The organism is Glutamicibacter nicotianae (genome assembly GCF_006539525.1).
Taxonomy (GTDB): Bacteria; Actinomycetota; Actinomycetes; order Actinomycetales; family Micrococcaceae; genus Glutamicibacter; species Glutamicibacter nicotianae.
The window spans coordinates 14,480-28,484 of sequence record NZ_BJNE01000027.1; the positions used below are offsets into that span (position 1 = coordinate 14,480).

Sequence of the window (14,005 nt, forward strand, 5' to 3'; positions counted from 1 at the left end):
GTGTGCAACACCTTGGAAAGCAGTGATCCGCGGTAAGCCATGAACGGCCTTCCGGATTGTGTTGCGTTGCCGAACCGCCTAGTCAGCATGCATGGGGAGAACTCTCCATGGCGATGGTTTTGTCAGTTCGTTAGAATTGGAGGGCGCCGAATCTGATTTTGGGAATAAGGCCGGATTCCAGCGCGCACTCGTACCAGCAAAACAAGGACTGACCTCTAGATGGCAAAAGCCGCTTCGACCGGATGGACCGGACTGCTCAAAAGCACCGGCTTCAAGGTGACTGCTATTCCAGTGGTGGCGGCGCTTGCCGTAACCGGTGCCATTATCTATCCGGGCTTCGAAACCGCTGACGTGGAACTGAACGACGGCGGCGTCTGGGTGGTGAATCAGTCCGAAGGCAAAATCGGGCATGTCAACTACCAGTCGCGCACCATTGACGGCGGCGTCGCCACCCCTCTGGCCAACTACGACCTGGTCCAGCATGAGGAAAGCGTGCTGGTGCGCAACATTGAACAGGCATCATTGACCACCATCGATCCCGCGATGGTGCAATTCGCCGGCGACAACAACCTGCCTGCCAACTCGTCCTTCTCTTTCGGCGCCTCAGTTGTTGCAGTTACCGACGCAGAACACGGTACCGTCCATGCCAGCAATCTCGAGCAGATCGCGGAATTCAAAGGCGAAGGCGCCGAACCGCTGATCGAATCCAAGGGCGAAGTCGCCGCCGTGGTTGGCGCCGATGACACCATCTGGGCCGCAGACATTGGCGCCGGAACCCTGTCCAGCTTCACCCTGGACGACGAGGGAACAGCCGAGCTCGGCGAGGAAATCGAAATTCCCGAACTGGCCGAAATGAAGAAGCCGCAGCTCTCGGCCGTGGGCAAGGTCGGCGTGGTCTTCGATGATGCCAGCGGCCAGCTGGTCACCTCCGAAGGCGGTTCCGCGATCCTGGAGAACCCGGCCAACGCCAAAATCCAGTCCCCGGGTCCGGAAGCCGGGACCATTGCCGTCGCGCTGGACCAGTCGCTGGCCACGGTGAGCTTGTCCGGCAAGGACACCAACTACGAGCAGCTGGAAACCGCCGGCACCCCGATCCAGCCGGTACGCGTGGGAAGCTGCACCTACGCGGCCTGGCAGACCAGCGGCGAATACCTTCGCTTCTGCGACAACCCGGCCGATAACCAGAGCACCAGAATCCCGGAAATGACCGAGGGCGCTGAACTGGCATTCCGCGTCAACCGCGACGTGGTCGTGTTGAACGATGTGCATTCGGGACAGGTCTGGCTGGCCAATGAAGGCATGGAAATCGTCAGCAACTGGAGCGATCTGGAACCGCCTGCCGGCGAGGGCGAGGCCAAGGAAGAAGAAACCAAGGAAATCACCGACGCCATCGAGCTGCCCAACCGCACCGAAGAAAACAAGAAGCCGATTGCCGAAGACGACACCTATTCGGTGCGCCCCGGCCGCACTACCTTGCTCCCGGTGCTCTATAACGACGTGGACCCGGACGGCGACTTGCTGACTGCCAACCTGGAGGGCGCTGCGCCTTCGATCGGAGCCGTGCAGCCGGTCCATGACGGCACCGGATTCCAGATTGTGGTTCCCGAGGACGCCAAGGGCGGGGCGAGCTTCGCCTACACCACCAAGGACGGCCGCGGGGGACAGGACACCGCTCGGGTCAAGCTGAACGTGGTCGATGAAGACACCAACAAGGCCCCGGAACAGCAGCGCACCACCGTGCTGCGCGTGCAGCAGGGCGAATCGGTCAGCCACAACGTGCTCACCGACTGGACCGACGCGGAAGGCGATGACCTGCGCCTGCTCGGCGGCACCTCCGAGGGCGATGACGTGATCCGGGTCCAGCCCGATGGCACCCTGACCTTCCAGGACGATGGAAAGAAGCTGGGCCAGAAGGAATTGGCCATCCAGGTCTCCGACGGCCAGGAAGGCACCAAGGGCCGGGTGCTGATCGAGGTCCTGGCCGACTCCGTGGTCAAGCCGGTGACCGCCACCGACCACGTGGTGGCCACCATCAATGAATCCGCCAGCTTCACCCCGCTGGAGAATGACACGGACCCCACCGGAGAAGGACTGCGCCTGGCCGGCGTGGACGATGTGCCCGGACTGGAACTGAAGACCAATGCGCAGACCGGAACCGTGACCGTCCGCGCCGAACGGGCCGGTACCTACTACGTCGAATACATGGCCACCAACGGCCCGGCCAGCGCCCCCGGCCTGGCCCGCATCGACATCAAGAAGCCGGAGGAAAAGGCCGAGGACCCGATCGCTGTCCGCGATGTAGCCCTGCTGCCTGCCGGGCAGGATGTGCTGGTCAACGTGCTGGGCAACGACACCGACCCGGCCGGCGGCGTGCTGGTGGTCACCGGCGTGCAGACCGCCAGCGACAAGCCATTCTCCACCTCGGTGGAACGCAATACGTTCGTGCGCATCACCGACGTGCGCGGCCTCACCGACCCCACCACCATCAGCTACACCGTCTCCAACGGCTCCCGCGAAGCGACCGGCTCCATCCGGGTGATCCCGATTCCGGCCCCGCCGCGTATGGATCCGCCGCAGGCCAACCCCGACACCGTCACTGTCCGCGAAAACGACGTGGCCACCGTCAAGGTCCTGGAAAACGACATCCACCCCAACGGCGGAGAGCTGATCCTGCGCCCGGACCTGGAAGAAGCCGATGACCTGGGCGAGGGATCCTTGATCTCGGTCGCCGATGAGACGATCCGCTTCCGTGCCGGCGACTTCGGCGGCAAGGCCAAGCAGGTGTCCGCGGTCTACACCGTGGCCGGACCCGACGGCCAGGAAACCAGCGCCAGCGTCACCTTCAACGTGCTGCCCGAAGCGGAAGCCAACGACCTGGAGAAGAACAGCCCGCCGAACCCTGAACCGGTCACCGGGCGCGTGTTCGCCGGATCCAGCACCAACGTGCTGGTCCCGATTGACGCCATCGACCCCGATGGCGACTCGGTGTCGCTCGTGCAATTCGGCGATTCGCCGCGCATGGGCACCGCGAAAATCCGCGGGGCCTCCATCGACTACACCGCCAACCCCGATGCCTCGGGCACCGACGAATTCAGCTACGTGGTGGAAGACCGCCTGGGCGCCCGCGCCACCGGCACGATCAAGATCGGCGTGGCGCCGCTGGCCGAATCCAATAATTCCCCGGTAGCGGTCAACGATTTCCTGACCGTGCGCCCGGACCGCCCGGTCGCCGTGGACGTGATGGACAACGACACCGACCCGGACGGCGACCCGATCGCCTTGATGAGCGAGGTCTCCACCGAATCCAGCACTGAAGTGGAAGTCGTTGACGGCCGCGTCACCCTCACCTCGCCTCCGGAAGACGGCAACGTGTCGATCCGCTACATGATTTCCGATGGCCGCGGCGGCACCGCGGCGGGCACGCTGAGCGTCAAGTCCGATCCCGAGGCGCAGCTGCTCGCCCCGATTGCCCGCGACGACCGTGTGTCGCTGGAAGAAGTCATTGCCGATGAGCAGGTGACCGTCGATATCCTGCGCAACGACGAGGACCCGGACGGCAGCTCCAGCGAACTGGAAATCAGCTTGCCGGACAACCCGTCCACCGCCCAGGTGACCGAGGACGGACTGGTGGTCACCGCCACCGAAGAGGCGCAGATCATCGCCTACACGCTGACCGACCCGGACGAACTGACCTCAACTGCTTTCGTCCACGTGCCGGGCACCGCCGGAGCCCGGCCGATCCTGCGCAGCGGGCTGAACCTGCAGGTCCAGGCGGGAGAAGTCCTGCCGCTGAATTTGGAAGACTTGGTCCTCGTGCGCGATGGCCGCACCCCGCGCCTGACCACCGAGGAATCGGTGACCTCGATGCCGCAGAACGACGGCGAACTGGTCAAGTCCGCCACCGAGCTGTCCTTCCGCGCCCCGGTTGACTTCGACGGCTCGGCGACCGTCAGCTTCGAAGTCACCGACGGCACCGGCCCCGACGATGAAAAGGGGCTGAAGTCCAAGCTGACCCTGCCGATCAACGTCACCCCGGCACCGCGCCAGAACGATTCCGAGGAACGCCAGAACCAGAACGAGGAAGGCCAGCCGGAAGAGGACGAGCCTGAGGAAGAGGAAGAAGAAGAGGAGCAGCCCGACGAGGAGAACTTCGCTCCGACCCTGCAGGCCAATTCCCTGGCCGTGGGCCAGGGCGAGGAGCCTGCCTTCCTGGACCTGCGCATGGCCGCCGGCGATGCCAATGAAGAGGACGTCCCGAACCTGAAGTTCGCCATTGCCTCGGTGGACATCCAGGGCGTGACGGCCGAACTGGTCGAGGGACACAACCTGAAGGTCAGCGCCGAAGCGTCGACCCCGAAGGGCACCACCGGCAGCGTGACCGTCACGGTCAGCGACGGCGTCAACCCGCCGGTCCCGGCCGCCATGGCCATTACCGTCACCGGCTCGGTGCGCGAGCTGCCGGTAGCCGTGGCCGACAACGTCCCCGATGCCGCCCAGGGCAAGACCGAAGTGGTCGATGTGCTGGCCAATGACCACAACCCGTACGCGGATGAAGGTCCGCTGCGCCTGATCAACGCCCGCGCCCTGGAAGACACCGGGACGGTGGAAAAGCGCGGTGACCAGGTGGCAATTACCCCGAACGACGACTTCGTGGGCACCATGCGGGTGGAATACACCATTGGCGATGTCACCGAAGACGTGGCACGCAACGTCATCGGCACCGTGACGCTGAACGTCAAGGGCGCCCCGGAAGCCCCGGGACTGCCTCGCGTCCAGTCCACCGGCGACCAGAAGGTCGTGCTGCAGTGGGACCCGCCGGCAAATAACGGCTCGGACATCACCGGCTACACCGTGCGCGGCGGCGGGCACACCCAGAAGTGCGCCACCACCACCTGCACGATCACCCCGCTGGCCAACGACACCGTGTACAACTTCACCGTCACCGCCACCAACGAGATCGGCGAATCCCCGGCCTCGGCGCAATCGGCCGACGCCCGTCCGGACGTGGAACCCGAGCAGCCGGCCGCCCCCACCGGCACCGACGGCGACCAGCAGGCCGCCTTCAAGTGGACCGCCCCGGTCAGCCGGGGTTCGGCCATCCAGAGCTACACCCTGGAGATTTCCCCGGCACCGGCCAACGGCGTCACCCAGGTCACCGGCATCACCGGCACCTCCTACACCTGGAAGGGCCTGAAGAACGGCACCGACTACCAGGTGCGCGTGCGCGCGGTGAACAAGGCCTCCAAGCCATCGGCCTTCAGCGCCTACTCGGCAGCGGTCACCCCGGCAGGCAAGCCATTCAAGCCAGCGGCGCCTACCGCGGCCCGCAAGGACTCCGCGGTGGATGGCGGCGTGGTCAACGTGGCATGGAACGCCCCGGGCACCAACGGCGCGCCGATCACCGGCTACACCCTGCGCGTCTTCAAGTCCGGCACCCTGGAGAAGACCATCGGCTCGATTCCCGCCAACCAGACCAGCCAGTCGGTCACCGGCCTGAGCACCTCCGGTTCCTACACCTTCACCATTGCCGCCACCAACCGCAAGGGCAGCTCGGAACAGAGCTCCAAGTCGGTGGCGGTGACCCCGTACGGACGGCCCAAGGCAGTGTCCAGCGTGAGCGCCAAGGCCACCGGAGCCAACCGCAAGGTGCGGCTGGACTTCCAGGCCCCTGCCGCGAACGGATCGAAGATCACCGGATACCAGTACTCCACTGACGGCGGAGGATGGAACTCCTTCGGCGGACCGGGCTCGGTGATCGACACCGGTTCCAACGGCACCGCGCACACCTGGCGCGTGCGCGCCTTGAACGCCGCCGGCGCCGGCACCGCCAGCCCGGCCAGCAACAAGACCAGCGCCTACGGTCCGCTGCGCGACAACGCGAAGATTTCCGCGTCGCACGGCAACGACTGGATCTCCTTCAGCTGGAATACCGCCGCCGGAGAATCCAACGGACGCAAGGTCACCCAGACAGTGAAGATCGGTGGCAACAGCACCAAGAACGACGGCTCGCAGAAGGTCACCGGCCTGGGCTACTCCACCAGCCGCACCATCAAGATCGTGGCAACGGATACCGAAGGCCAATCCAGATCCTGGTCCAAGACGGAGAAGACCAACCCGAAGCCGGCCCGTTCGGTGAAGCTGACCGAGGGACCGAAGTACAACGGCTACGCGAACTCCACCTGCCCGCCGAACTGCTACAAGTACCACGTGGAACTCTACAACTTCGCCCCGGGAACCCACACCTACCTGGCCCAGTGCTACCACTCCGGGGGGATGTTCTCGGATAACTACGTGACCTTCAACGTCAACGGCAATGGCCGCGCCTCGAAGGACCTGCCATGCGTGATCGAGCCGGGATACTCCCAGCCGTACTTCGCACGCATCGACGGCACCGAATCCGACCACGTTAATTTCAGATAAGCGCGGCATCGACCGGGCATCAAGACGTACAGAAAGAACAAACACTGCCATGACCATGAGCACCGAGCAGGCCAACTGGTTCTGCGATACCTTCGCCAAATTGGTGTCCAACGTCGGCCAGTCCGTGCTGGGCAAGGAGCAGACCATCAAGCTGGTGCTCACCGCCATGCTCAGCGAAGGGCACGTGCTGCTGGAGGACGCACCGGGCACCGGCAAGACCATGCTGGCCCGTTCGCTGGCCGCCACCGTGCGCGGCAGCAACTCGCGCATCCAGTTCACCCCGGACCTGCTGCCCTCGGACGTCACCGGCATCACCATCTACGACCAGCGCAGCGGCCAGTTCGACTTCCACCACGGGCCGATCTTCGCCAACCTCGTGCTGGCCGACGAGATCAACCGCGCGTCGCCCAAGACCCAGTCGGCGCTGCTGGAAGTCATGGAAGAAGGCCGGGTGACCGTCGATGGCACCACCTACCCGCAGGCCCGCCCGTTCATGGTCATCGCCACGCAGAACCCGATCGAGCAGGCAGGCACCTACCGGCTGCCCGAAGCGCAGCTGGACCGTTTCCTGATCAAGACCTCCATCGGCTACCCCGACCGCGAGGCCACCGTGGCGCTGCTCTCGGGCAGCACCCAGCGCGACCGCTCGGCCGCGCTGAACGCCATCATCACCACCGAAGCAGTGGTGGAAATGGCCGAGCTGGCCACCACCGTGCACGTGGATACCGCCGTGCTGGAATACGTCGCAGCCCTGTGCGAAGCGACCCGCGACTCCGCCGACACCCGTCTGGGCGTCTCTGTGCGCGGCGCCCTGGCGATGGTGCGCGCGGCCAAGGTCTGGGCCGCCAGCCAGGGCCGCAACTACGTGCTGCCCGATGACATCAAGGAATTGGCGCCGCATGTCTTCACCCACCGCCTGGTGCTCGACCCGGAAGCCGAGTTCACCGGCACCACCGCCGAGCAGGTCATCGCCTCGGTGCTGCGCAAGGTCCCGGCCCCGACCCGCCGTGGCGACGAGGACTCCGCCGAAGCCGAGAGCAAGGACCAGGACGAGCATTAATGAGCCGACGAGCTAAGCGTCCTGCACGGAACAGCAAGCTGAATCGCGGGGCCGAGAAGTCGCTGACCATGGCCAGCGAGGCCATGGCGGTGCTGCGCGACTACCTGGACCCTGCCACGGCACGGGCCAGGGAACTGTCCACCCGGTACCTCGCACCGATCGCCACGGTCATCTCCCCGCTGGGCTTCGTGCTGCTGGGCACCGCGGTGCTGCTGTGGATCCTGGGCGCCAGCTTCGGCTGGCAGGAAGCCCTGCTGGGTGCCTTCATGGCCACCGTGCTGCTGCTCGCCTCGGTGGGTTTCGTCCTGGGCCGCAACGACTTCAGCGTCGACCTGGATCTGCACCGCACCCGCGTGGCCGTGGGGGACCGCGCCGTGGGAGCCATGCAGGTAGCCAACAAGGCTTCGCGCAGCTCGGCACCGGTGATGATGGAACTTCCGGTGGGCCACGGCGCCGCCCAGTTCCGGATCCCGCGTCTGGAACCGCAGCAAACGCATGAGGACCTGTTCACCATCCCCACCCAGCGCCGCCAGGTGCTCGATGTGGGCCCGGTCCGCTCGGTCCGACAGGACCCCTTTGCGATCCTGCGCCGGCAGGTGAAATGGACCGAAAGCTACGAGCTGTTCATCCATCCGCGCACCACCGCATTGGATGGCTCCTCGGCCGGGTTCATCCGTGATCTGGAAGGCATGCCCACCTCCGACCTCTCGAATTCCGACGTGTCCTTCCACGCACTGCGCGAATACCAGTCGGGAGATGACCGCCGGCACATCCACTGGAAATCCACGGCCCGCACCGGCGAGCTGATGGTCCGCCAGTTCGAAGAGACCCGGCGCTCGCATCTGGCCCTGTCGCTGAGCACCAACCTGGACGAGTACGCCGAAGCGCACGCCGAGGAGGATTTCGAATTGGCCATCTCGGTGGCGGCCTCCATCGGCCAGCAAGCCGTGGCCGAACAGCGCAAGCTGGCCATCCTGACCCAGCAGGGCCCGGTGCGCACCGGCAGCGGCCGGCAGATGATGGACGGGCTGACCCGCATCGAGGCGGCCACCGGCCAGCGCGAGAACCTGGTGGACGTGGTGCGCCACACCGCTGGCACGGTGCCCGGCGCCTCGGTGATTTTCTTCCTCACCGGCACCAGAACCAGCGCCAAATCGCTGCGCGAGGCATGGATGCACGTGCCGGCCGGCGTGCGCGCCATCGCCATCCGCTGCGAAACCGGGATTGAACCTTCGCGCTCGAATATTGGCGAGCTGACCGTATTGAGCCTCGGCAAGCTGGAAGAACTCGGCGTGATGCTGCGAAAGGCCGTGGCATGAAACAGACGATTCCCCTCTGGCGCTATGGCGTCGACGCGGCTTGCCTCGCCCTGGCCCTGGTGCTTGGCGCGCTGGGTCTGCTGGAAGCCTACGGCGCGAGCCTGAACTTCATCCTCGCTGCCGTTGGCGGACTGGTTGCCGGCCTGGCCTTGGCCTGGGCCAATGTGCATTTCAAGCTGGGCACCTGGCGGACCCTGGGCCTGTTCGCGCTGCTGTACCTCTTGCTTGGCACGCCGTTGGCGACCCCGCGCGAGGCAGCCTTTGGCCTCCTGCCCACCGGCCAATCCCTGCGCACCTTGCTGACCGGCCTGGTCTTCAGCTGGAAAGACATGCTCACCGTGGCGCCACCGGTAGGTTCCTACGGGGGCGTGCTGATAGTGGCCTTCCTGTCCGCGCTGCTCACCGCGCTGCTGGCCGGCTTGGCCGCCTGGCATTTGCGCTCGCCGTATTGGACGCTGCTGCCGCTATTGGCAATGTTCGTGCTCGGCATTGTCTTCGGCACCCGCGATGTGCCGATGCCCGTCGCCCGCGGCGTCGCCTTCATCGCGGTGCTGGTCGGCTGGCTTGCCTGGCGGCGCTTCATCGATACGCGTGTTTCCGGCGGTTTCAGTTCGCTGAACCACGAGCAGCTTGACTCCCAGGGTTCCAAGCAGCTGCTGCTGCGCCGCGTGATTGCCGGAACCCTGGTGCTGGCCGGTGCCGGCGTCGCGACTGCGGCGGCCACGCCGCTGCTGGCCCCGGAAACCCCGCGCCAGGTGCTGCGCGATGCACTGGAACCGCCGGTGGACCTCTATGACTACCCAAGCCCCCTGACGCGTTTCCGCAAATATGTGAAAACGATGGCTGACGACACCCTGATGACCGTCAAGGGCCTGCCCAAGGACGAGCGCATCCGCCTGGCCGCCCTGGATTCCTACAACGGCATGGTCATCAACGTGGATCCGTCCGCGGGTGGCAGTTTCGCCCCGGTGGGCGATGCCAGCGATATCCGTTCGGCCGACACGGTGGAAGGCCGCGAAGCCGTCGAGCTTGAATTCTCGATCAAGGACTATCAAGGCGTGTGGGTTCCGTCCGGTGGCAAGCTGCTGGGCATGGAACTGACCGGCGGGCGTGAAGATGAACTGGCCCGTTCGCTGTTCTACAGCGATTCCTCCGAGAGCGCGCTGAGCTCCATCGGGCTGGCGGAGGGCGATGCCTACACGGCCAAGGTGCTGTTCCCGGCCAAGCCCAGCGATGAGCAGCTCAACGAACTGGACTTGGCGCAGTTCCGCATGCCTGAGCTGGCCAATGTGCCAGCCATAGCGGGAGCAAAAGCCGCTGAATTCACCGGATCGGGCCGCGGGGACCTGGAGCGTGTGCGGAGCATCGAAGCGATGCTCTCCGGAACCGGGTTCTTCTCCAACGGCACCGAGGGACAGGTGCCCTCGCTGTCCGGGCACGGCGCGGGACGCATCACCCGCCTGCTCGATGCCGAGCAGATGATTGGCGATGACGAGCAGTATGCTGTTGCGATGGCGCTGATGGCCCGCGAGCAGGGGATTCCTGCGCGCGTGGTCATGGGCTTCTATCCCGAGGAATACGCGCCTGAAAAGGCAGTCGAGATCAAGGGCTCCGATGTCCACGCCTGGGTGGAGATCGCCTTTGAAGATGTAGGCTGGGTGGCTTTCAACCCGACGCCCAACGAGGATGAACAGCCGACCCCTCCGGAACAGGAACCCAAGGCCGTGCCGCAGCCGCAGGTGCTGCAGCCTCCGCCGCCGGCGCAGGAAGAAGCCGACTTGCCGCCGCAAACTGCACCGGAGCCGCAGGAAGTGGAAGAGGAACCTGAAACCTTCTGGGAGCGCTGGGGGCAGGTCATCATCGTTGTCGGCATTTCGCTGGGGTCGCTGCTGCTCCTGCTTTCGCCGCTGCTGCTGATTGCCCTGCTGAAGCTGCGCCGCCGCGAAAAGCGGGCGAAGTCCGGCAGCACAGGGGACCGCATGAGTGGCGGCTGGCAGGAACTGCTCAGCCATGCCACGGATCACCGTATCGCTACGGCCAACGGCGCGACCCGGCGGGAAAGCGCGAGCGTGCTGGCCGCCGGCTTCCCGGCGCTGTCCGATCCGGTGCGCTCCCTGGCGCAGCGTGCGGACGCGGCGAACTTCTCCCATGAGCAGCCGACCGAGGAACAGGTGCGGAAGTATTGGGAAGATGTCATTGCGCATACCCGGAAGATGCAGGAACCGCTGGGATTCTTCGGCAGGATGCGCGTGAAGTACTCCCCACGATCCCTGATACATGAGCTGGCTGCGAAGACAGCCAAGACGGCACGAATACTGCAACAGAAAAACCGGAGGAAGCCATGGCGGTAAAGATGGATCTGGTCGATGCCCGAACTACCCAGCGGCTGCTCGCATGGCTGATCGACTTCCTGCCGGTGCTGGTCCTGTCGGTGATTTTCCTGCCGATGATCGCCTCCAAGATGGTGGCCTCGCTGAGCGCTCCGCAGCTTGCGGGCGAAATCGCCGGAACATATATCCTGTACAGCGTCCTCGCACTGGCCTACACGGTGTTCTTGTGGTGGTGGGAAGCTACCTCGGGCAAGACCCTGGGCAATGTGCTCCTCGGGCTGCGCACCACCACCCTCAAGGGCGAGCGCCCGGGCTGGGGCAAAACCATCATCCGCCGCTTGCTGATCGCTGTGGCAGGCATCGTCCCGATTCTTGGATCGGTGCTGATGGTCATCTCCAATCACTTCGATGCGAACGGCAAGAAGCAGGGCTGGCATGACAAGGTGGCCGGGACGCTGGTGCTGGATATCAAGGCTGGACGTGACCCGCTGACCACCGGGGGCGCCGCAGGGCCGCAGTCCTTCGCGCCTCCGCAGCAGTATGCTCCGGGCCGCCGCTTTGTGGGGGAGCCGGACGATGCGCAGGGCACTTCTGGTGGAGTCATCGATTCGGTGCCAGGTGCTGTGCGCGCCGCTGCCCCCGAAGCGCAGGAATCGGTTCGTCCCCGTCCCTCCGCACGGCCCAAGCCGGAAGCGAAGATCGTTGAGGTTCCCTCCACCGAGGCCGCAGCTGATCCGGATGAAGACCTCGGTCATACGCAAATTCGTCCGCAATCCCCGGATGCCGTGCATCTGCTCTTCGACGATAGCCAGTGCCTCGACCTGGCCGGCAGCATCCTGATCGGGCGCAACCCCTCGTACTCGGATGGCGATGTGGGAGTCCACCTGGTTGCACTGGATGATCCGGACCGCACGGTCTCCAAAACGCATCTGCTGATCCAGCCAGGCGTTGGCAGCGTCTGGGTGACCGACCGGGATTCGGGCAACGGCTCGTGCATTGTCGACGAGGACGGGAACGTGCGCGAACTTGTTCCGGGCAAGCCGGAGCAGGCAATGATTGGCCATACCGTGTACTTTGGCGACCGCTATTTCCAGGTGGAACGTCCGTGACAGATCTCAACCCTGGGGCAAGCCTCAGATTCAGCCACGGCCAGGCAACTGACCGTGGACTGCGCCGCGCCCTGAACGAGGACAGCTTGCTGGCCTCTGAACGGCTGCTGGCCATTGCCGACGGCATGGGCGGGCATGAAGCAGGCGAAATAGCCAGCGCCCTGTGCCTCAAGATCCTTGGCGATGGATTCATGGATGCCGGCGCGCAGCTGGATCCGGAGACCTTGGATACCCTGCTGGTCGAAGCTGATCGCAGCATCGTGGAGGCGGGCTCGGGTCGAGCCGGCACCACCCTGGCCGGGGCCGTGCTGATTGATGCAGGCGCCGCCAGCGGGCGGGCGGAAGAACCCCAGCTGCTGGTGTTCAATGTCGGCGATTCGCGCACCTACTTGTGGACCCAGGGAGTGCTGCAACAGGTCAGCGTAGATCACTCCGAAGTGCAGGAATTGATGGATATCGGAGAGCTGGACGCCGAGCAGGCAGCCACCTATCCACGCCGGCATGTGATCACCCGCGCCCTGGGGATCAACGCCAACAGCCAACCGGACTACTGGCTGGTGCCGCTGGCAGGGCAGGAGCGCATCCTGGTCTGCTCAGACGGTCTGAGCAGCGAAGTCGGCGATGCCGCAATCCAGGAAATCCTTGCGCGGTTCCCGGATCCCCAGCAAGCTTCCGAAGAACTGGTCCAAGCGGCCTTGGATGCCGGGGGACACGATAATATCAGCGTTATCGTTGCCGATGTGGAGCATGGGCACCCCGATGATGTTGGCATTACTATTCCGCGCATATCGACTACGAGCCACCAAGAGGAGAAATCATGAACAGCCTGCGTTACCTTCCCGGAGACTGGTACGCCCTAGTCAATGGCCAGCACATTGTCCTCCTTCCTTCCAGCGCGAGCGCAGAACAGGTCAATGGCCTGTGGGCCAAGCTCAATGGGAAGACCACGGTGGAAGCACTGCTCTCGGAGCTGTTGCCGATGTACCAGATGAACATTGCCGACCTGCCGAACTTCGCTCTGATCTCCCGTGACAGCGCACCGCATCTGATCCTGCGCGGTGCCCCGGAATTCATCACCCGGACTGCCTCCGGCGAGGAGAAGGTGAGCGGCGCAGGCATCGCCACCTGGGCCGAACGCAAGCTGGGGGAGTCGAAGTCGTGGACGCTGAGCACCGGTTCGGCGAAAGCCGAAGCCACATTCGCGTTGCCAATTGGCGAAGGCATCGTACGCGTATCGCAGCTGGAATGGGCCGCAGGAAAGGACCCCACCGCTGCGGAAAAGACTCCAGCCGCGGCTAAAGCCCCGGCACCGGCTAAAGCCCCGGCACCGGCTAAAGCCCCGGCACCGGTTAAAGCCCCGGCACCGGCTGATGCCAAGCCTGCCGCTGATCCGGCGAAGGCTCCGGCTCCTGCTGCGGCTAAGCCCGCTGCAGCATCCTATGCTGCAAAACCTGCGGTAGCTCAGGCAAAAACTCCTGCGCCTTCCGAAGCTAAGTCTGCTCCTGCCACAGATGCTGCCAAGCCGGCTGTTGCCTCGTCAAAGACCCCTGCGCCTGCCGCAGCCAAGCCTGCTGCGGTCAAGACCCCTGCGCCTGCCACGGCTAAGCCGGCAGCGGAGCCGGCAAAGGATCCGGCACCGGCTGCGGCCAAGCCAGCTTCTGCTCCGGCTAAGGCTGCTTCCGCATCTGATGCGGCCAAACCAGCTGAGGCGCCAGCAAAGGACCCGGCACCGGCTGCGGCCAAGCCAGCTTCTGCTCCGGCTAAGGC

Annotated in this window: 7 protein-coding genes; all 7 read left to right on the forward strand. The window is 65.0% G+C overall.

What is annotated here, in order from left to right; translation table 11 throughout:
• Positions 1–219 precede the first annotated feature (219 nt).
• Positions 220–6,420, forward strand: a complete 6,201-nt coding sequence (locus tag ANI01nite_RS16195; protein WP_141359268.1) for an Ig-like domain-containing protein — start codon at positions 220–222, stop codon at positions 6,418–6,420.
• Positions 6,421–6,469: 49 nt separating this feature from the next.
• Positions 6,470–7,480 carry an AAA family ATPase gene (locus tag ANI01nite_RS16200; protein WP_038989825.1) on the forward strand — a complete coding sequence of 337 codons (1,011 nt, stop codon included), beginning with the start codon at positions 6,470–6,472 and terminating at the stop codon, positions 7,478–7,480.
• On the forward strand, positions 7,480–8,799 hold the full coding sequence (locus ANI01nite_RS16205) for a DUF58 domain-containing protein (protein ID WP_038989824.1): 1,320 nt from the start codon (positions 7,480–7,482) through the stop codon (positions 8,797–8,799). Before ANI01nite_RS16200 ends, ANI01nite_RS16205 begins: the two co-directional genes overlap by 1 nt.
• Positions 8,796–11,150 carry a DUF4129 domain-containing transglutaminase family protein gene (locus tag ANI01nite_RS16210; protein WP_141359270.1) on the forward strand — a complete coding sequence of 785 codons (2,355 nt, stop codon included), beginning with the start codon at positions 8,796–8,798 and terminating at the stop codon, positions 11,148–11,150. Before ANI01nite_RS16205 ends, ANI01nite_RS16210 begins: the two co-directional genes overlap by 4 nt.
• Positions 11,141–12,238, forward strand: coding sequence for an RDD family protein (locus tag ANI01nite_RS16215; RefSeq protein ID WP_083586674.1), 1,098 nt, complete (start codon positions 11,141–11,143; stop codon positions 12,236–12,238). The genes ANI01nite_RS16210 and ANI01nite_RS16215 overlap by 10 nt, the downstream gene beginning before the upstream one ends.
• Positions 12,235–13,059, forward strand: coding sequence for a PP2C family protein-serine/threonine phosphatase (locus tag ANI01nite_RS16220; protein WP_141359272.1), 825 nt, complete (start codon positions 12,235–12,237; stop codon positions 13,057–13,059). Before ANI01nite_RS16215 ends, ANI01nite_RS16220 begins: the two co-directional genes overlap by 4 nt.
• A partial coding sequence (locus tag ANI01nite_RS16800; RefSeq protein WP_176586725.1) for a hypothetical protein occupies positions 13,056–14,005 on the forward strand: 950 nt, incomplete at its 3' end. The genes ANI01nite_RS16220 and ANI01nite_RS16800, both read left to right, overlap by 4 nt.